16 protein-coding genes are annotated in these 18,208 nt (G+C 69.6%); 5 read left to right on the top strand and 11 right to left on the bottom strand.

What is annotated here, in order from left to right; translation table 11 throughout:
- Positions 1-94: 94 nt before the first annotated feature.
- The 9 genes from JHD63_RS02300 to JHD63_RS02260 all read right to left on the bottom strand — a co-directional run bounded on the left by JHD63_RS02300 (position 95) and on the right by JHD63_RS02260 (position 10,998).
- Complete coding sequence (locus tag JHD63_RS02300; protein ID WP_233167497.1) at positions 95-748, bottom strand: DUF6134 family protein; 654 nt, start codon at positions 746-748, stop codon at positions 95-97.
- Entirely contained in the window at positions 745-1,557 is an 813-nt protein-coding gene (locus JHD63_RS02295; protein WP_198969043.1) for a DUF1295 domain-containing protein, read from the bottom strand. The genes JHD63_RS02300 and JHD63_RS02295 overlap by 4 nt, the downstream gene beginning before the upstream one ends.
- Positions 1,547-2,125, bottom strand: coding sequence for a DUF2878 domain-containing protein (locus JHD63_RS02290; RefSeq protein ID WP_198969042.1), 579 nt, complete (start codon positions 2,123-2,125; stop codon positions 1,547-1,549). The genes JHD63_RS02295 and JHD63_RS02290 overlap by 11 nt, the downstream gene beginning before the upstream one ends.
- Positions 2,122-3,171 carry an SAM-dependent methyltransferase gene (locus JHD63_RS02285; protein ID WP_198969041.1) on the bottom strand — a complete coding sequence of 350 codons (1,050 nt, stop codon included), beginning with the start codon at positions 3,169-3,171 and terminating at the stop codon, positions 2,122-2,124. The genes JHD63_RS02290 and JHD63_RS02285 overlap by 4 nt, the downstream gene beginning before the upstream one ends.
- 78 nt (positions 3,172-3,249) lie before the next feature.
- A complete protein-coding gene (locus JHD63_RS02280) occupies positions 3,250-4,188 on the bottom strand; it encodes a glycosyltransferase family 2 protein (RefSeq protein ID WP_198969040.1) in 939 nt (312 codons plus the stop codon).
- A gap of 38 nt (positions 4,189-4,226) precedes the next feature.
- Entirely contained in the window at positions 4,227-5,990 is a 1,764-nt protein-coding gene (locus JHD63_RS02275) for an ArnT family glycosyltransferase (RefSeq protein ID WP_198969039.1), read from the bottom strand.
- Between the two features lie 117 nt (positions 5,991-6,107).
- Entirely contained in the window at positions 6,108-8,591 is a 2,484-nt protein-coding gene (locus JHD63_RS02270; RefSeq protein ID WP_198969038.1) for a glycogen/starch/alpha-glucan phosphorylase, read from the bottom strand.
- Positions 8,592-8,700: 109 nt separating this feature from the next.
- On the bottom strand, positions 8,701-9,969 hold the full coding sequence (gene glgC, locus JHD63_RS02265) for a glucose-1-phosphate adenylyltransferase (protein ID WP_198969037.1): 1,269 nt from the start codon (positions 9,967-9,969) through the stop codon (positions 8,701-8,703).
- A gap of 93 nt (positions 9,970-10,062) precedes the next feature.
- Entirely contained in the window at positions 10,063-10,998 is a 936-nt protein-coding gene (locus tag JHD63_RS02260; protein WP_198969036.1) for a LysR family transcriptional regulator, read from the bottom strand.
- Positions 10,999-11,100: 102 nt separating this feature from the next.
- Between JHD63_RS02260 and JHD63_RS02255 the strand changes: the two genes are divergently transcribed.
- From JHD63_RS02255 to JHD63_RS02235, 5 genes are all read left to right on the top strand, one after another.
- Positions 11,101-12,621, top strand: coding sequence for a CoA-acylating methylmalonate-semialdehyde dehydrogenase (locus tag JHD63_RS02255; protein ID WP_198969035.1), 1,521 nt, complete (start codon positions 11,101-11,103; stop codon positions 12,619-12,621).
- Positions 12,618-13,007 (top strand): lysozyme inhibitor LprI family protein, encoded by a 390-nt coding sequence (locus JHD63_RS02250; protein ID WP_198969034.1) that lies wholly within the window; start codon positions 12,618-12,620, stop codon positions 13,005-13,007. Before JHD63_RS02255 ends, JHD63_RS02250 begins: the two co-directional genes overlap by 4 nt.
- Positions 13,004-14,164, top strand: a complete 1,161-nt coding sequence (locus JHD63_RS02245) for an acyl-CoA dehydrogenase family protein (RefSeq protein WP_198969033.1) — start codon at positions 13,004-13,006, stop codon at positions 14,162-14,164. The genes JHD63_RS02250 and JHD63_RS02245 overlap by 4 nt, the downstream gene beginning before the upstream one ends.
- A 61-nt stretch (positions 14,165-14,225) precedes the next feature.
- A complete protein-coding gene (gene mmsB, locus JHD63_RS02240; protein WP_370590377.1) occupies positions 14,226-15,131 on the top strand; it encodes a 3-hydroxyisobutyrate dehydrogenase in 906 nt (301 codons plus the stop codon).
- 7 nt (positions 15,132-15,138) lie between these two features.
- Positions 15,139-15,615 carry a GNAT family N-acetyltransferase gene (locus tag JHD63_RS02235; protein ID WP_198969031.1) on the top strand — a complete coding sequence of 159 codons (477 nt, stop codon included), beginning with the start codon at positions 15,139-15,141 and terminating at the stop codon, positions 15,613-15,615.
- A gap of 233 nt (positions 15,616-15,848) precedes the next feature.
- Here JHD63_RS02235 and JHD63_RS02230 read toward each other — a convergent pair whose 3' ends face one another.
- Positions 15,849-17,156, bottom strand: a complete 1,308-nt coding sequence (locus tag JHD63_RS02230) for a nucleotide sugar dehydrogenase (protein ID WP_198969030.1) — start codon at positions 17,154-17,156, stop codon at positions 15,849-15,851.
- Positions 17,153-18,202: a hypothetical protein gene (locus JHD63_RS02225; RefSeq protein WP_198969029.1), complete on the bottom strand. Its 1,050-nt coding sequence runs from the start codon at positions 18,200-18,202 to the stop codon at positions 17,153-17,155. The genes JHD63_RS02230 and JHD63_RS02225 overlap by 4 nt, the downstream gene beginning before the upstream one ends.
- Positions 18,203-18,208 lie beyond the last annotated feature (6 nt).

Genomic DNA, 18,208 nt, shown 5'->3' with positions numbered 1-18,208 from the left:
GTTGTGTGTCTCCTGGCGGATGTGCCATGTGCCGGGGAGAATGCGCCCCGGCTGCCGCCATTGCAGCGCTACGGCAGGGCACTGTCTTCGGGACTTACCTTGGTTTCAATTGGTAGCGCAGCCGCTTGCCGTCGGAGACGCTCGATTCGAGCTGCAGCCATTCCCCGCTGGGCGAATACCAGAGGTCCAGCGGCTGCTCGGGCCCCTCGATGCGCCAGTGGGCCGCGCGCACCGGGACGCCGCGCACGGTGATGGTCGACTCCCCCAGGGAGCGGATCTGGACGGCCTGGTACTCGCCGGTCTGGGCATTGAGCAGCCGCTGCTGCTGGAGGATCTTCGGAGTCCAGTAGGCGAAGCTCATCGGGCAGGCGCCGAGCTTTTCGGTCTTGCCGTCCGCCGTCACCGTGGGGCCTTGCGGGCCATCGCTCATCTGGACCTGGTGCAGCGTGCCGTTGTCGTCGGTGCGCGCGTCCATCTGCACCAGGCAGTCGCCGCGCCAGCGTTCGGTGGCGCTGTGACGGTAGCGGTAGGCGGGGATGAACAGCAGCTTCACGTCGAAGCGCGCGTTGCTGCGCACGGTGAGTTCGCCGTTGCCGCCTTCCACCTGGAAACGGTGCTCGCCGATCGGCTTTCCATCCAGCAGCACCTGGAAGTCCCAGGTGCCCGTGGGCAGCGCCGCGCCGGCCTCCAGCGGCAGAAGGCCCAGCCCGCACCAGCCCAAGAGTGCCCTTCGCAGCGCCCGGCTCATGACTGCGCCCCCCCTGCCCGCCTGGGCCGGCCGGGGAAGAAGGCCGGCGTGCGCGCCACGTAGTCCCGGTACTGGGGGCGGCGCTCCACGATGTCCTGCTCGAGCAGGCTCACGCCCGACACCTTCAGCAGCAGGAAGGTCATGAGCAGCGGCGACGCCACGCTCCAGAGCCCCGGCCAGCCGGCGCCGGCCAGCGCCAGCAGGAACAGCCCCCACCAGGTGCAGCATTCGCCAAAGTAGTTGGGGTGCCGCGAATAGCGCCACAGCCCGGTGTCCAGCACCTGCCCGCGGCGCCGCGGGTCGGCTCTGAAGCGGCTGAGCTGGGCATCGGCCACCGCCTCGAACACGATGCCGAAGGCCGCCAGCGCCACCCCCGCCAGGTCCAGCAGGTTCAGGTCGCGGCTACCCGCCGCGGTCGCGAACAGCGGCCCGGACACGACCCAGGCCAGCACCGCCTGCAGCGCAAAGACCAGGTACAGGCTCTTGAACGCGAAGTTGGGCTGGTTGCGCGCGCGGATCGCCTGGTAGCGCCGGTCCTCGCCATGCCCCCAGTTGCGGCGGGTGATGTGCCAGGCCAGCCGAACGGCCCAGACCGACAGCAGCGCCAGCGCCACCCAGCGGCGTCCGCCGGTGGCCGGCAGCAGCAAGGCATAGGTGAACGCCGGCGCGGCGATCATCAGCGGCCAGGTGCGGTCGACCAGGCTCACGTCCTGCTGCTTCAGGCTGGCGAGCCAGGTCAGCAGTGCCGGCAGCAGTGCGGCGCCGAGCCCGCAAAAGGCCACCGCCAGGGGCGACAGTTCAGACGACATGGTGGGCTTCCTCCTGCATCACGCTTGCGCCCGGCCATGGCTTGGCGGCGCGCCGGGCCATCTGCTGCGCACACCGGACCAGCAGCGGCATCAGGCAGGCCCAGCCCAGCGCCAGCACCGCCGGCGCGAGGACCGGGTGGGTGAACTGCGCTGCGCCCAGGCGCGACCCGGCGGCGAAGGAGAGCGGCCCGGCCAGCGCCCCCAGCACGGCCGCGAGCCACCAACGCCCCTGCAGCCAGCGCAGCGAGACGTTGAGCGTGGTGGCGAACAGGCCCCAGAGCACGATGATCCAGTACGGCGCCATCCAGGCCGCCCACTGGCCTGCGGTGTAGTGGATCAGCCCCGCAGCCGCGAGCGCGCTGTCCCACATCGCGCCAACGGCCATGGCGAGCGCAACCAGCCGCAGTTCACCGCGGGTGTCGGGCGCCAGTGCCAGGTGGACGCCGATCAGGGCCAGCGCCAGCCACGCCCCGGTGGCCGGCCAGCCGTGCGCCGCGCCGAGCACGGCTGCGAACCAGCCCACCTGCGACAGGACGACGTTGGTCACCAGCCAGCGCGCGCGGCTCATGGCGTGCGCCTCTCGAACAGGTAGTGGCCGACCCACCATTCGCGCCCCTGCTCGTAGCCGAACAGCTCGGCCACGGAGAGAAAGAAGATGCGCCAGCGCTGCCGCCACAGTTCGGCGTCGGCCCGGCCGTAGGTCTGCTCCAGGATCGGCAGCACCACATGGTGCTCGCGGTCCATGTTGGACAGCCAGGCATTGGCGGTGCGCTCATAGTGGCGACCGTCCCAGCGCCAGCGCCGCAGCAGGCGCAGCTCGTCCTGGAACAGCGCCGCCAGGTCGTCGCTCGGCATCATCCCGCCCGAGAAGAAGAAGCGGCTCATCCAGTCGCTGGCGTCCCGCTCCTCGAAGGCGTAGGGCACGCTGCGGTGCACGAACACGTGCATGAAGAAGCGCCCCCCGGGCCGCAGCCAGCCGGCCACGCGCGAGAACAGCAGCGGCCAGTTGCGCATGTGCTCGAACATCTCGACCGACACCACCCGGTCGAACGGCTGCCCGGCGTCGAAGCTGTTCATGTCGCGGGTCAGGACCGTCACATTGGCCAGCCCGCGCCGCTGTGCCTCGGCCTCGATGAAGGCCCGCTGCGGCGCCGAATTGGATACCGCGGTGATGCGGCTTGCCGGGTAGTGCCCGGCCATCCAGAGCGTGAGCGATCCCCAGCCACAGCCCAGCTCCAGCACGTCCTGGCCGTCCTGCAGGCCGGCCCGCTCGCAGGTCGCCGCCAGGGCCTCGCGCTCGGCCTCCTCCAGGGTCTGCACCCCTTGCGGCCACCAGCAGCCGCTGTACTTGCGGTGCGGCCCCAGCACGGCATGGAAGAAGGCGGGTGGCAGTTCGTAGTGCTGCTCATTGGCCTTTTCCGGCACCAGCGCCACCGGCGCTCTGCGCATCTGTTCGACGAAGGCGGCCGTCAGCTCGGCCGAGCGGGCCGGGTCGTCGGCCGCGATCTCCTGCAGCCGCTCGCGCAGCAGTTGCCGGATGCCGGCCCGCACCACGGCGTCGGGGAGCCGGCCCTGCTCCACCCAACGGATTCCCCAATCTGCCACTGTCCCCATGCGCATCTCCCGGTACTTTGCTGGTTACGCGCGATCCCTGCATCTGGATTCAGCGGACCGCCAGGGGACGGACGGGGGCTACCCCCTGCGTGCCGACGGAATGGCCAGATATACGAGTCGCTTGGCTTCCTGCCGGGCCAGCGTGACGTTGCGCAGCAGCACGCCGCAGACCAGCGACAGGAAGGCACTGATCATCATGCCAGTGGACAGGATGGCGGTGGGAAAGCGGGGTACCTGGCCGGTCTGCAGGTAGGTGGCGACCAGCGGCTGGGCCAGCGCCACGGAGGTCAGCGCCAGCACCGCCGCCAGCAGCGAATAGAACACCAGCGGCCGCTCGCTCGTGAAAAGCCCGAGGATGGTGCGCAGGATACGCCAGCCGTCCCGGTAGGTCGAGAGCTTGCTCACCGAGCCTTCGGGCCGGGAACGGTAGGCGACCGGCAGTTCCATGTAAGGCATGCGCAGGCCCAGGGCGTGCACGGTGAGCTCGGTCTCGGTCTCGAAGCCATGCGACATGGCGGGGAAGGACTTGGCATAGCGCCGGGAAAACACCCGGTGCCCCGAGAGCATGTCGGTGAAGCCGCCGCCGAAGATCAGCGCGGCGGCCCCTGTCAGCAGCCGGTTGCCCAGGCGGTGGCCTGCCCGGTAGTTGGCCTCGGAGCCGTCGTCCACGCGCACGCCCACCACCATGTCGCAGCCGTGCACGTGCACGCCCTCGATCATCTCGCGGATGTTGGATGCGTCGTAGGTGGCGTCGCCATCGGTCATGACGTAGATGTCGGCCTCCACGTCGGCGAACATGCGGCGTATGACGTTGCCCTTGCCGCGCAGGGCCACGTGGTGCACTTGCGCGCCATGTGCCTTGGCGACCGCGGCCGTGCCGTCGGTGGACGCGTTGTCGAAGACGTGCACCACGGCCTCGGGCAATACCGCCTTGAATTCCCGGATGACCTGGCCGATGCAGGCGGCTTCGTTGTAGCAAGGCAGCACGACGGCGATGGTGGGCTCTGAGGACTGCATGGTGCTCGCGGGTTGCGGGAGGGTCGACATGAGGGGCGTCATTCTGAATCAGGAGAAGGTTTGACCCGGAAGATGCGGAAGAACGGGTCGGAGCGGACTTCGGTGAAATACCGCGCCATGTCGGGATCGTCAAGAAGCCGCTCGCGGCCGGCAACGCTCAGGACCAGCGTGTCGAACTTCTGCTGCCTCAGGCGCTGCGCCAGTTCGCGCGGCGGGAGCGTGACGAAGTCGCGGTAGCGCCAGGGGCCGAAATGGTCGCCCCATATGGGCGGCGGCGCATAGTAGAGCGCGCCCTCCATCCCGCTCTGGTAGACCCGCAGGCCGCGATGCTTCTGCAGGTAGTCGAGAGTTCCTGCGTATTCGGGAAGCGCGACCTTCACTACCTCGGCCCGAGCTTCGGGTGTCACGGCCACCAGGGACCATTCGCGCGCAATGCCCGGCTGAGCGAAATGCACGAGCAGCGACAGCGCGATCGCATAGCTGCCGGTTTTCAGCACGGCCCGCGCCCTTACATCGGCCCACACCAGGGCCGCATGCCGCGCCAGCGGCTCCAGCAGCCATTGCGCAATGGAGCAGCACACCGAAACCGACAGGATGCACAGCACCGGATAGGCCGCCAGCAGATAGCGCGGATAGTGCGAGGTCGCCATCCACACGGCGACGGAATAGCCCCCGAACACCACGGCGCAGGCATAGGCCATGCGATGCCGCGCGCGGGGAATCAGCAGCGGGGTCAGCAGCGCGGGCCACAGGGCCGGATGCGGCCAGCCGTAGTTCAGGCGTATGTCCTCGAACTGATGGGCATAGTCGCCCATGTTCCAGTCCGTGAAGCCGAAGATCCTGCCGCCGAGCGGCGCCACCGGGTCACCCGTCATGACGAAATTGCGCCCGTACCAGTAGATGCAGGGCAACGCCACAGCCGCCGCGCACAGGAGCCAGGAAGACGGCCGGCGATCCTTCCAGACCACGGCGGCCGCGAACAGCGGCAGGAACAGCAGCCCCTGGTACTTGCTGCCGATCGCCACGCCCAGCAGGAAGGCGCCCAGCAGCATACAGGCGCGCGAACGACGGTCCTCCAGCCACAGTTGCAGGCAGATGAAGGCAGCAAAGACGAACAGCGCGACGCCCATGTCGATGTAGGCATTCGCGAACTCGGGGCGCGCCAGCACCAGCCACAGGGCACACGCCAGGAACGCCGTGGCCCGGTTGGCCATATGCAGCCCGAAGCGGTAGACCAGCAAGGCCGTCAACCAGCCCGCGTAGGCATGCAGCATGTGGGCGAAGACGTCGTCGTAGACGGCCAGCGCGCCCGCGTACAGCAGGTTGTAGTTGAAAGGGAACCAGGGGTAGCGCAGCCATTCATTGACCTGCAGCCGCCCGCTCAGCGCCCATTGCCTGGCGTGCGGAAGGTGGTAGGCCAGTTCGTCCCAGGTCAGGGGCGGGCGCAGCGGGAACAGCACGGTGCACGCGGCAATGGCGAGGATCAGCCAGAAGGTCCAGTGCAGCCGTCCGGCACTGCGCCAGGGCCGGTGCCGCAGTTGCAGCAAGGCCAGCAGCAACCCCAGCGCCGTCAGCGCAAGGATGAACGGCGGCAGCAGCAGACCGGCGACCGCGAGCAACTGCAGCGCGCAGATGAAGACCCCGGTGCCGAACGTTGCGCACAGGGCGTGGCCCAGCCAGAAATCCTGGATCCGCGCGTCCGCCTGCCGCCCCATGATCCAGCGCCCCATGCCCCAGCAGCAGAGCAGGAACACGGCCAGCGCTGCGTAGTGTGCAGTCGCGTATATCAACTTCTCGGTCATGAACATCACTGAACCCCAGGCGCAGGCCCGGGGCTCCTCGCTCCCCAAAAAGCCTGGACTACAGGAAGCCCAGGTTATCGGCGAGCATAAGCCAGACGCGCGCAGGCCCGGCGACCGTCAAATGCGCGGCAGCAGTACCGGCTTGCTGTGCCAGATCTCGTCCGCATACTGCGCGATGGTGCGGTCCGAGGAGAACGGCCCCATCCCCGCCACGTTGAGGATCGCTTTCCGCGTCCAGGCGTCCGGGTCGCGGTAGAGCGCGTCCACCCGCTCCTGCGCCTGCAGGTAGCTCGCGAAGTCCGCCAGCAGCAGGTATTTGTCGCCCCAGTCCACCAGGGTGTCGAAGATCTGCTGGTAGCGCGCCGGCTCCCCGGGGGAGAATGCGCCGTCGCGGATGGCGTCCAGCACCTGCTGGAGCACGGGATTGGCCTGGTACAGCAGGCGCGGCTGGTAGCCGCTGGCGCGGATGTTCTCGACCTCGGCCGCGGTGTTGCCGAAGATGAAGATGTTGTCCGCGCCGACGTTCTCCCGAATCTCGACGTTGGCGCCGTCCAGCGTACCGATGGTGAGCGCGCCCGACAGCGCGAGCTTCATGTTGCCGGTGCCCGAGGCCTCGGTGCCGGCGGTGGATATCTGCTCGGACAGGTCGGCCGCGGGGATGATGGTCTCGGCCAGGCTCACGCTGTAGTTGGGGATGAACACCACCTTGAGCCGGTCGCCCACGCGGGCATCGGCATTGACCACGGCCGCCACGTCGTGGATCAGCCGGATGATGAGCTTGGCCATGGCATAGGCCGAAGCCGCCTTGCCGGCGAACACCACCACCCGCGGCACGTGGCGGCCGTCGGGGTCGGCCAGGATGCGCTGGTAGCGCGCCACCACGTGCAGCAGGTTGAGCAGTTGGCGCTTGTACTCGTGGATGCGCTTGACCTGCACGTCGAACAGGGCCGCCGTGTCCAGCGCAATGCCCAGATGCGCCTGCACCCACTGCGCCAGCCGTGCCTTGTTGCGATGCTTGGCGCGGCGAAACGCCTGGACGAAAACCGGCTGCGCGGCCATGTGCCGCAGCGCTTCCAACTGCGACAGGTCGCGCCGCCAGCCACGTCCGATGCGCTGGTCCAGCAGCGCCGCCAGCGGCGGGTTGGCCTGGGCCAGCCAGCGGCGCGGCGTCACGCCGTTGGTCTTGTTGTTGAAGCGCCCGGGGTAGAGCCGGGCAAAGTCGGCGAAGATCGACTGCGTCATCAGGTCCGAGTGCAGCGCCGACACGCCGTTGACCGAATGGCTCACCAGCACCGCCAGGTAGGCCATGCGCACGCGGCGTCCGTCGGACTCGTCGATCAGCGACATGCGGCGCATCAGGCCCACGTCGTGGCCCGTGGCCTGCGCCAGGTCGGCCAGGAAGCGGGCGTTGATGTCGAAGATGATCTGCAGGTGCCGCGGCAGCACCCGGCCCAGCATCTCGACCGGCCAGGTCTCCAGCGCCTCGTGCATCAGCGTGTGGTTGGTATAGCTGAAGATGCGCTGCGCGTGGCCCCAGGCAGTGTCCCAGTCCAGGCCATGCTCGTCCACCAGCAGGCGCAGCAGCTCGGGTACCGCCAGCACCGGGTGCGTGTCGTTGAGGTGGATGCTGATCCGCTCGGCCAGCAGATCGAAGCTGTCGTGCGTGCGCAGGTAGCGGTGCAGCATGTCCTGCACGCTGGCGCTGCAGAAGAAATACTCCTGGTGCAGGCGCAGTTCGCGGCCCGGCTCGGTCGAGTCGTCCGGGTACAGCACGCGGGAGACGTTTTCCGAGTGGTTCTTGCGCTCCACCGCGGCCATGTAGCTGCCGCGGTTGAAGGCCGACAGGTCGATCTCCTCGGTCGCCCTGGCCGACCACAGGCGCAGCGTGTTGGTGGCCTGCGTGCCATAGCCGGGCACGATGCTGTCGTAGGCCATGGCCAGCACGTCGTGGGTATCGACCCAGCGCGCAGCCCCGTATTCGCGGCGGGCTTCCACCCGGCCGCCGAAGCGCACCCGGTAGGTGACCTCGTGCCGGGGAAATTCCCAGGGGTAGCCGTGCGTGAGCCAGTAGTCCGGCACCTCCACCTGCTCGCCATTGACCACGGTCTGGCGGAACATGCCGTACTCGTAGCGTATGCCGTAGCCAAAGCCCGGCACGCCCAGCGTGGCCATGGAGTCCAGGAAGCAGGCCGCCAGCCGGCCCAGGCCGCCGTTGCCCAGCGCGGCGTCAGGCTCCAGGTTGGCGATGTCCTCCAGGCTCACGCCGAAGTCGGCCAGCGCGATGCGCATGGTGTCCTGCACTTCCAGGGCCAGCAACGCATTGGTGAAAGTGCGGCCGATGAGGAACTCCATCGACAGGTAGTAAACGCGCTTGACGTCCTGCTCGTACTGGGCGCGCGTGGTGGCCATCCAGCGTTCCACCAACTGGTCGCGCACCACCAACTGGGCCGCGTGCAGCCAGTCTTCCGGCCGCGCCGAGACCGGGTCCCTGCCGGCGGCGTAGATCAGCTTGTTGGCCAGCGCCCGCTTGAAGGCGGCAACGCTGCGGTCCGGGTGGTCGTACTCGAAGCCTGGCGACGGGGGAATGGTGGTGAACTGCATGGCGGCTCGCAAAGCGGGGATGGTGCAAGAATGCATCAACTATGCCTGCCACGCGCGGAAAACCGCCGCGGCAGCCGCGCGGACGCCCTCCCCGCCCGTGCTCAGCCCGTCAGCCCGCCTTCAGCCGCTCCAGCATGGGCGGCGTGATCAGCACCACGCCCCCGGCGGTGCGCTCGAAGCGGGCGGCGTCCTGGGCCGGGTCCTCTCCGACCACCAGGCCTTCGGGCAGCACGCAGTGCCGGTCCACCACCACCCGCTGCAGCCGGCAGCCGCGCTCGATGCTCACCTCCGGCAGGATCACGGCCTGGTCGATGCTGCAGTACGAATGCACCCGGACTTTGGAGAACAGCACGGAATTGGTGACCCTGGAGCCCGACACGATGCAGCCGCCGGCCAGGATGGTGTTGGTCGTCATGCCGTGCTGGCCGTCGCGGTCGGGGACGAACTTGGCCGGCGGCATCTGCAACTGGTAGGTCCAGATCGGCCAGTCGGTGTCGTAGATGTCGAGTTCGGGCGTGATGCTGGCCAGGTCCAGGTTGGCGGCCCAGAACGCATCGATGGTGCCGACGTCGCGCCAGTAAGGCGCCACGCCCTCCACCTGCGGCACGCAGGACATGCCGAACGGATGCGCCAGCGCCTGGCCTTGCGCCACCGCCAGCGGAATCACGTCGCGGCCGAAGTCGTGGCTGCTGTCGGGGTTGGCCACGTCCTGCTCCAGCAGGCGGTAGAGGTATTCGGCATTGAAGACGTAGATGCCCATGCTCGCCAGCGCCACCTCGGGTTTGCCGGGCATGGCCGGCGGGTCCACCGGCTTCTCGACGAAGTCCTGGATGCGGCGGCTCTCGTCCACCGCCATGACGCCGAAGGCGGTGGCCTCGCTGCGCGGCACCTCGATGCAGGCCACCGTGCAGCCCAGGCCGCCCTCGACGTGGTCCTTGATCAGCAGCGAGTAGTCCTGCTTGTAGACGTGGTCGCCGGCCAGCACCAGCACGTACTCGGGCCGCTTGGAGCGCAGGATGTCCAGGTTCTGGTAGATCGCGTCGGCCGTGCCGCGGTACCAGTGCTCCTCGTCGATGCGCTGCTGCGCGGGCAGCAGATCCACCATCTCGTTGAGCTCCGGGCGCAGGAAGCTCCAGCCGCGCTGCAGATGGCGCAGCAGCGAGTGCGACTTGTACTGCGTGAGCACCGCCATGCGCCGTATGCCCGAATTGAGGCAGTTGGACAAGGCGAAATCGATGATGCGGAACTTGCCGCCGAAGTACACCGCCGGCTTGGCGCGCTTGTCCGTCAGTTGCTTGAGCCGCGAACCGCGGCCGCCGGCGAGTACCAGCGCCATGGAGCGGCGCACGAGCTGGTGGGTCTGGAGCGTAGAGGACATGGCGGGTTTGTCTCCGGGTGGGGGCGTCCACATTGTCGGCATTTTCGCCCTTGGCAGCTCATGCAATGAAGCAAGCCGCGTGCCAGTCAGCGCCTACGGGCGCGCCTGCCGGCCACCGCGCCGCGGCGCTTCACCACCGCCTTCGGGCAGCAGCACGCGCTGCTGCGCCTGCGCCGTTTCGCGCAGGAAATCCCAGACCGCCTGCATGCGCGCCAGGTGCTTGGTTTCCTCGGGCATGGAGATCCAGAAGCTGCGGATGAAGCGCGCATCGCCCGGCAGCACGCGCCGCAGCGCGGGCTCGCGCTCGGCCAGGAAGGCCGGCAGCACCGCCAGCCCGGCGCCGGCCGCTGCCGCCTGGCACTGCGCCACCACGCTGGTGCTGCGCAGCGCGAAGCGGGTCGGCCGGTGCAACTCGCCCAGGTACTGCAGCTCCTTGCTGAACAGCAGGTCGTCCACGTAGCTGATGAAGCTGTGGCCGCGCAGGTCCTCGCGCGTGGCGATGGGCGGATGCGCCTCCAGGTAGCGCTCGGCCGCATACAGTTGCAGTGCGTAGTCGGTGAGCTTGGCGACCACCACCGGGCCGCGCGCCGGGCGCTCGAGCGAGATCACGATGTCGGCCTCGCGCCGCGACAGGTGCACCAGCCGCGGCAGCGCCAGCAGGTCGATCAGCAGGGAGGGATGGCGCTGCGCGAACAGCGCCAGTTGCGGCGCCAGCACCACCGTGCCAAAGCCCTCGGTGGTGCCGATGCGCACCAGGCCCGACAGCCCCTCGCGCGGCGCGGGCGCGGCGCTCTCCACCGCCAGGAAGGCCGCCTCCATCGCCTCTACCTGCGGCAGCAGGTGCCGCCCGGCATCGGTCACGCGGTGGCCGGCGGCCTCGCGCACGAACAGCGCGGCGCCCAGTTCCTGTTCCAGCGCCTGCACCCTGCGCGCCACCGTGGTGTGGTCCACCGCCAGCCGGCGCGCCGCGCCCACCAGCGTGCCGGCGCGCGCCAGTTCCAGGAAGAAGCGAAGGTTGTTCCAGTCCATCGGCCATCCTTTGCATATTTGCAAATGCTTGCTGCGTATTTGTCTATTGTCATCACAAAACTGCACAGCTAGCATCGGCCTTCCACAACGGAGACATGCCCCATGAACGCCCGCACCCCCGAAGTCCTCGCGCCCACCGTCAAGCTGCTGATCGGCGGCAGGTTCGTCGAATCCAGCACCACCGAGTGGCGCAACGTGGTCAACCCGGCCACGCAGGAAGTGCTGGCGCGCGTGCCCTTCGCCACGCCGGCGGAGATCGATGCCGCCGTCGCCGCCGCCCAGGAGGCCTTCAAGACCTGGCGCAAGACCGCCATCGGCGCCCGTGCGCGCATCTTCCTCAAGTACCAGCAATTGATCCGCGAGAACATGCAGGAGCTGGCGGCGCTGCTCACCGCCGAGCAGGGCAAGACCCTGGCCGACGCCGAGGGTGACGTGTTCCGCGGCCTGGAGGTGGTGGAGCACGCCGCCGGCATCGGCAACCTGCAGTTGGGCGAGCTTGCCAACAACGTGGCCGGCGGCGTCGACACCTATACCCTGCTGCAGCCGCTGGGCGTGTGCGCGGGCATCACGCCCTTCAACTTCCCGGCCATGATCCCGCTGTGGATGTTCCCCATGGCCATCGCCTGCGGCAACACCTTCGTGCTCAAGCCTTCCGAGCAGGACCCGATGGTGACCATGCGCCTGTGCGAGCTGGCGCTGCAGGCCGGCATTCCGCCCGGTGTGCTCAACGTGGTGCACGGCGGCGAGGCGGCGGTCAACGCCCTGTGCGACCACCCGGACATCAAGGCGGTGAGCTTCGTCGGCTCGACCCGGGTCGGCACCCACGTGTACAACCGCGCCACCGCCGCCGGCAAGCGCGCGCAATGCATGATGGGGGCGAAGAACCACGCCATCGTCATGCCCGACGCCAACAAGGAGCAGACTCTCAACGCCCTGGCCGGGGCGGCCTTCGGCGCCGCGGGCCAGCGCTGCATGGCGCTGTCGGTGGCGGTGCTGGTGGGCGAGGCGCAGCAGTGGGTGCCCGATCTGGTCGCCAAGGCGCGCACGCTCAAGGTCGGCGCCGGCCACGAAAAGGGCGTGGACGTGGGCCCGCTGGTGTCCTGCGCCGCCTACGAGCGCGTCACCGGCCTGATCGAGCGCGGCGTGGCCGACGGCGCCACGCTGGAACTCGACGGCCGCCAGCCGCAGGTGCCTGGCTACGAGCAAGGCAACTTCGTCGGCCCGACGATCTTCTCGGGCGTGAAGCCGGGCATGGCGATCTACGAGCAGGAGATCTTCGGCCCGGTGCTGTGCCTGGCCGCGGCGGCGCACATCGACGAGGCCATCGCCCTGATCAACGCCAACCCGAACGGCAACGGCACGGCCATCTTCACGCAGAGCGGCGCTGCGGCGCGGCGCTTCCAGGAAGACATCGACGTGGGCCAGATCGGCATCAACGTGCCGATCCCGGTGCCGGTGCCGATGTTCTCCTTCACCGGCTCGCGCGCTTCCAAGCTCGGCGACCTGGGGCCCTACGGCAAGCAGGTCGTGCTGTTCTACACCCAGACCAAGACCGTGACGGCGCGCTGGTTCGACGACGAGACCGTCTCGCACGGCGTCAACACCACCATCAGTCTGCGGTGAGGGCGCCCGCCACCGTCCTGCTGGCGCTGCCGGCACTGCTGGCGCTGGCGCCCGTGCCGGCCCCGGCGCAGGCCGGCGCCGACTGCAAGCCCGACGGCAACCAGCAGCAGCTCAACGCCTGCGCCGTGCGCGACTTCCAGGCCGCCGACATCGGGCTCAACATCCGCTACGCCGAGGTGATGGACGGCTTGCCGACCGGCAGGCGCACCGCCCTGCGCCAGCAGCAGCGCGGCTGGCTCAAGAGCCGGGATGCGCGCTGCAAGACCGAGGTCCGCAGCAGCGAAGGCGGCTCGGCCTGGCCGCTGTTCTTCCACGCCTGCCTGGAAAAGGCCACCAAGGCGCGCAGCGCGGAGCTCGAGCGCTGGGCGCGCGGAGAGACGCCATGAACTTCGAGCTCACCGAGGAGCAGCGTGCGTTCGCCCAGACGGCGCGCGATTTCGCCCAGGCCGAACTGGCGCCGCACGCCGCGCGCTGGGATGCCGAAGGCATCTTTCCGCGCGAGGCCATCGCGCTGGCCGGCGAGCTGGGCTTCTGCGGCCTCTACGCGCCGGCCACCATCGACGGCCTGGCCCTGCCCCGGCTCGACGCCGCGCTGGTGTTCGAGGAAATGGCGGCGGTCGACCCGTCCACCACCGCCTTCATCACCATCCACAACATGGCGACCTGGATGCTCGGCACCTGGGGCAGCGATGCCGTGCGTGCCGAATGGGGCACGGCACTGACCAGCGGCGCCAAGCTGGCCTCCTACTGCCTGACCGAGCCCGGCGCCGGCTCCGACGCCGCCTCGCTGCGCACCCGCGCCGAGCGCGATGGCGGCGACTACCTCATCAGCGGCAGCAAGGCCTTCATCTCCGGCGCGGGCAGCACCGATGTGCTGGTGCTGATGGCGCGCACCGGCGGCCCGGGCGCCAAGGGCATCTCGGCCTTTGCGGTGCCGGCCGACGCGCCCGGCATCCAGTACGGCAAGAAGGAAGCCAAGATGGGCTGGAACAGCCAGCCCACCCGCACCATCAGCTTCGACCGCGTGCGCGTGCCGGCAGCCAGCCTGCTGGGCGCCGAGGGCGAGGGCTTCAAGATCGCCATGAAGGGCCTGGACGGCGGGCGCATCAACATCGCCACCTGCTCGGTCGGCGCGGCGCAGGGCGCGCTGGCGGCGGCGCAGCGGCACCTGCACGAGCGCCAGCAGTTCGGCAGGCCGCTGGCGCAATTCCAGGCGCTGCAGTTCAAGCTGGCCGACATGGCGACCGAGCTGGTCGCCGCGCGCCAGATGGTGCGCCTGGCCGCCAGCAAGCTAGACGCCGGCCACCCCGACGCCAGCACCTACTGCGCCATGGCCAAGCGCTTCGCCACCGATGCCGGCTTTGCCGTCTGCAACGAGGCGCTGCAGATCCACGGCGGCTACGGCTACATCCGCGAATACCCGCTGGAGCGGCTGGTGCGCGACACGCGGGTGCACCAGATCCTCGAAGGCACGAACGAGATCATGCGGGTGATCGTGGCGCGCCGCATGCTGGAGGCTGGCGCGCACGACGACATCCGCTGATTGCTATTATTTTCATAGCTACAAGCCAAGACATCACCGTGGCTGCAACCGTATTTTTTATATAGAACCGGAGACGAACACCATGCGCATCGCATTCCTGGGCCTGGGCAACATGGGCGGCCCCATGGCCCTGAATCTGCACAAGGCCGGCCACGCCGTGCAGGCCTTCGACCTGTCGGCCGCCGCCTGCGACAGATTGCGCGCCGACGGCGTGGGCATCGCGGCATCGGCGGCAGAGGCCGTGCAGAAGGCCGAAGTCGTCATCAGCATGCTGCCCGCGAGCCAGCACGTCGAAGCCCTGTACCTGGGCGGGCAGGGCCTGCTGGCGCAACTGCCGGCCGGCGCGCTGGTGATCGACTGCAGCACCATCTCGGCTGCCACCGCGCGCAAGCTGGCCGAAGCCGCCGCCGCGCGCGGCCTGGACTGTCTGGACGCGCCGGTCTCCGGCGGCACCGGCGGCGCCATCGCCGGCACGCTGACCTTCATGGTCGGCGGCAGCGCGCAGGCGCTGGAGCGCGCCCGCCCGCTGCTGGAGAAGATGGGCGCCAACATCTTCCACGCCGGCGACGCCGGCGCCGGCCAGACCGCCAAGATCTGCAACAACATGCTGCTGGGCATCCTGATGATCGGCACCAGCGAGGCGATCGCCCTGGGCGTGGCCAACGGGCTGGACCCGAAGGTGCTGTCCGAGATCATGCGGCGCAGTTCCGGCGGCAACTGGGCGCTGGAAAAATACAACCCGCTGCCCGGCGTGATGGAGAACGCCCCCGCCTCCAAGGGCTACGCCGGCGGCTTTGGCACCGACCTGATGCTCAAGGACCTGGGCCTGGCGCAGGAAAACGCCACCGCCGTGCGCGCCGCCACGCCGCTCGGCGGACTGGCGCGCAGCCTGTATGCGGCACACAGCCTGGCCGGACATGGCGCGCTGGATTTCTCCAGCGTGATCCGGCTGGTACAGAAAGCCTGAACCGCCCATGGCCCCGACTCCGCTCGTGCGCTGCGCCAGCGCGTCCGACCTGGACGGCGTGCTGGCCCTCTACCGCGAGCTGCGGCCCCACGACCCGCCGCTCGCGCCCGAGCGGGCCCGCGCGCTGTGGCAGGAGGTGGCCCAGGACCGGCATTCGCGCCTCGTCGTCGCCGAGGTGGACGACGGCCGGATCGGCGCCACCTGCATGCTCGCCACCGTGGCCAACCTGGGCAGCGGCGGTGCCCGCATCGGCGTCATCGAGCACGTGATCACCGCCGCTGACTGCCGCCGCCGGGGGCTCGCGCGACAGGTGCTGGCCCATGCGCTGGAGCTGGCCTGGACGGACGGCTGCTGCAAGGTGCTGCTGCTGTCCGGCGCCCAGCGCGAGGAGGCGCACCGGCTCTATGCGGCGGTCGGCTTCCGCGGCGACGTTGAACGGGGTTTTGTCGCCAAACCACCCGCGCCCTCCTCGCTTCAATCCTGATAGCACTGACCCTAAGGCGACGCTGAACAAGTCCCCGCGCTGGCGCGCGCCCTGGCGTGGGATGGGATGCAAGGCGCAAACCGCAGCCATGGCCGCCGCCATGGCGAGGATTTGCAACGCCGCAGACCGCCCACGGCAGGGATGCGCGACGCGCGAGGGACTTGTTCAGCGTTGCCCTAACTGCGGCAAGGGCATTCCTCGGGATTCAGCCCTACCCGGCGCGCCGCGCCACGTCAGGGCCGCCAATGGCTGACGTGCGCCGGCCGCTCATCGCGCGGCAGCATGGCCTTCACGTCGGCCACCACCACCGGCTGGCCGGCACGCGCCAGCCGCCGCACCAGTTGCCAGCCTTGCAGGCGGAACGGCGCATGCGGCACGGCCAGCACGATGGCGTCGGCCGGTCGGGCCTGGGATGGCTCGGTGATGCGTAGGCCCTCCTTGCGCAGCAGCGCGTCGGCGTCGGCCAGCGGGTCGATCAGTTGCACCTCGATGCCCAGCGCGCTGAGCCGCCGATAGATGTCCACCACGCCCGAGTTGCGCACGTCGCACACGTCCTCCTTGAAGGTGACGCCCATGATGGTGACCACGGTGTCGTGGTGCAGCAGTTGGTGTTGCACCATGCGGTGCAGCAACTGCTCGGCGACGAAGGCGGGCATGCTTTCGTTGATCTGCCGCGCCGACAGGATGACGTCGGCCACGATGCCATGCGACGCCGCCTTGTGGCTCAGGTAGTACGGATCGACCGAGATGCAGTGCCCGCCCACCAGGCCGGGGCGGAAGTCCATGAAGTTCCACTTGCTGCGCGCGGCGTCGATCACGTCGGTGGTGTCGAGCCCCACGCGGCTGAAGATCTGGCTGAGTTCGTTCATCAGCGCGATGTTGACGTCGCGCTGCGTGTTCTCCAGCACCTTGGCGGCTTCGGCCACGCGGATGCTCTGCGCCGGGTAGACCTGGGTGATGCAGCCGTAGAGGGCGGCCAGCGCGTCGCGCACCCGGGGCGTGTCGCCGGCCACGATCTTGGTGGTGCTGGTGAGCGTATGCACCCGGTCGCCGGGGTTGATGCGCTCGGGCGAGTAGCCGACGTGGAAGTCGCCCGGGTAGGTCAGCCCCGAGCTGCGCGCCAGCATCGGCGCGCAGATGTCCTCGGTCACGCCCGGGTAGACCGTGCTTTCGTATACCACCGTGGCGCCCTTGCGCATCCAGCGCCCGATGGTCTGCGTGGCCCGCCGCACGGCACCCAGGTCGGGCACGCGGAATTCGTCGATGGGCGTGGGCACGGTGACGATGACCACGTCGGCCTGGCCGATGCTCTCGGGCAGGGTGGTCCATTGCGCGCTGCAGCCGGCCAGGGCCTGCGGGTCGATCTCGTGGGTACGGTCGTGGCCGGCCTGCAACTGGGCCACGCGCTGCGCATCCACGTCGTAGCCGATGACCCTGAAATGCGCCGACAACGCGACCGCAAGCGGCGCGCCGACGTAGCCCAGGCCGACGACGAGGATGCAGTTTACGGGGGTATCTTCCGGCGTCCGCGCGGCGCTCATGGCTGCTCGCCCCCGTTCAGCGCCAGCCACGATTGCAGGTAGCCCTGGCGCGCGGCAGCGTCGGCCAGTTCGGCGTCGGTGGCGAGGATGTCGATGCGCAGTTTGCGCGCCAGGCGCGCGGCGGCGGCAGTGTCGCTGCCCTCCACGCTGGCGAGCGTTTCGCGCAGCGCGGCGCGGCGCTGCTGCAGCCCGGTCTGCACCATGCGCCCGGCGGCGTACGCGCCGGCCACCGCATCGCGGCTGCGCTGGAGCTTCTGCAGCGGGCCTTCCTGCTGCTCGGAGAGCCAGCGTGCCGCCAGCGCGCCGGTGTCCTCGGCCGCGCGGCGCGATGCGCCGGCGCCGAAGCTGCGCGACAGCGCCACGCTGGCGAAGGCCGACTGCGCGCCGTCGGAGAGCCCGCGCCGCATGCCCAGCGCCACGCTCACATCCCAGCCGCCTTCGGCCTGCAGCAGCGCGCCGAGCTCGGTCACCCGGGCCTGGTCGGCGATGGCGCGCTCGGCGTCGGGCAGCAGCGCGGCCTCTTCGACCGGGGCATGCGCGGCCAGGTAGCTCAGGCGCTGCTCGGCGCGGGCCCGCTTTTCCTGCAGCCGGTCGCGTGCGTCGAAGGCGCTTTGCACATCGAGCAAAGTGGCCTGGCGGCGCGCGAGCGACTGGCGCTCCTGGCGCAGGTTCGATTCGGCGGCGGCCAGCGCAGCTTGCAGGGCCGCAGCCAGCGCCATGAGGCCACGCTGCTCGGTGACCAGTTCGATGCTGGCCAGCCGCAGGCCCAGGCGCTGCTGCGAGCGATAGGCCGCGCACTGGGCCTCGGCCAGTTCGGTCGCCAGCCGGCCCTGGCGCTCGCGCGCGAAGCTCTTGCGCACGCCCAGCACGACGTTGCGCCGCTCGCTGGCGGGGTCGCCCACGCTGGCGAAAGCCTCGGGGGCCGACAGGGTGGCGGACTGCACGCGCCCCTGCGCTGCGGCCAGCGCGCAGTAGCTGTCGGCCTCGTCGGCGGAGGCGGCCAGGGGCAGCAAGGCCAGGCTGCACAGAAGAATGGATGAACGCATGGCAAC

The organism is Xylophilus sp. ASV27, from assembly GCF_016428875.1.
Classification (GTDB): domain Bacteria; phylum Pseudomonadota; class Gammaproteobacteria; order Burkholderiales; family Burkholderiaceae_C; genus Xylophilus.
This window is presented reverse-complemented; position numbering and strand designations above follow the sequence as displayed.

Bases quoted from the DNA above. Each gene is read 5' to 3' on its own strand.
- JHD63_RS02275 (WP_198969039.1), bottom strand. From the start codon at position 5,990: ATGACCGAGAAGTTGATATACGCGACTGCACACTACGCAGCGCTGGCC.
- JHD63_RS02300 (WP_233167497.1), bottom strand. From the start codon at position 748: ATGAGCCGGGCGCTGCGAAGGGCACTCTTGGGCTGGTGCGGGCTGGGC.
- glgC (WP_198969037.1), bottom strand. From the start codon at position 9,969: ATGTCCTCTACGCTCCAGACCCACCAGCTCGTGCGCCGCTCCATGGCG.
- JHD63_RS02230 (WP_198969030.1), bottom strand. From the start codon at position 17,156: ATGAGCGCCGCGCGGACGCCGGAAGATACCCCCGTAAACTGCATCCTC.
- JHD63_RS02285 (WP_198969041.1), bottom strand. From the start codon at position 3,171: ATGGGGACAGTGGCAGATTGGGGAATCCGTTGGGTGGAGCAGGGCCGG.
- JHD63_RS02290 (WP_198969042.1), bottom strand. From the start codon at position 2,125: ATGAGCCGCGCGCGCTGGCTGGTGACCAACGTCGTCCTGTCGCAGGTG.
- JHD63_RS02235 (WP_198969031.1), top strand. From the start codon at position 15,139: ATGGCCCCGACTCCGCTCGTGCGCTGCGCCAGCGCGTCCGACCTGGAC.
- JHD63_RS02225 (WP_198969029.1), bottom strand. From the start codon at position 18,202: ATGCGTTCATCCATTCTTCTGTGCAGCCTGGCCTTGCTGCCCCTGGCC.
- JHD63_RS02270 (WP_198969038.1), bottom strand. From the start codon at position 8,591: ATGCAGTTCACCACCATTCCCCCGTCGCCAGGCTTCGAGTACGACCAC.
- JHD63_RS02295 (WP_198969043.1), bottom strand. From the start codon at position 1,557: ATGTCGTCTGAACTGTCGCCCCTGGCGGTGGCCTTTTGCGGGCTCGGC.
- JHD63_RS02260 (WP_198969036.1), bottom strand. From the start codon at position 10,998: ATGGACTGGAACAACCTTCGCTTCTTCCTGGAACTGGCGCGCGCCGGC.
- JHD63_RS02280 (WP_198969040.1), bottom strand. From the start codon at position 4,188: ATGCAGTCCTCAGAGCCCACCATCGCCGTCGTGCTGCCTTGCTACAAC.
- JHD63_RS02255 (WP_198969035.1), top strand. From the start codon at position 11,101: ATGAACGCCCGCACCCCCGAAGTCCTCGCGCCCACCGTCAAGCTGCTG.
- JHD63_RS02245 (WP_198969033.1), top strand. From the start codon at position 13,004: ATGAACTTCGAGCTCACCGAGGAGCAGCGTGCGTTCGCCCAGACGGCG.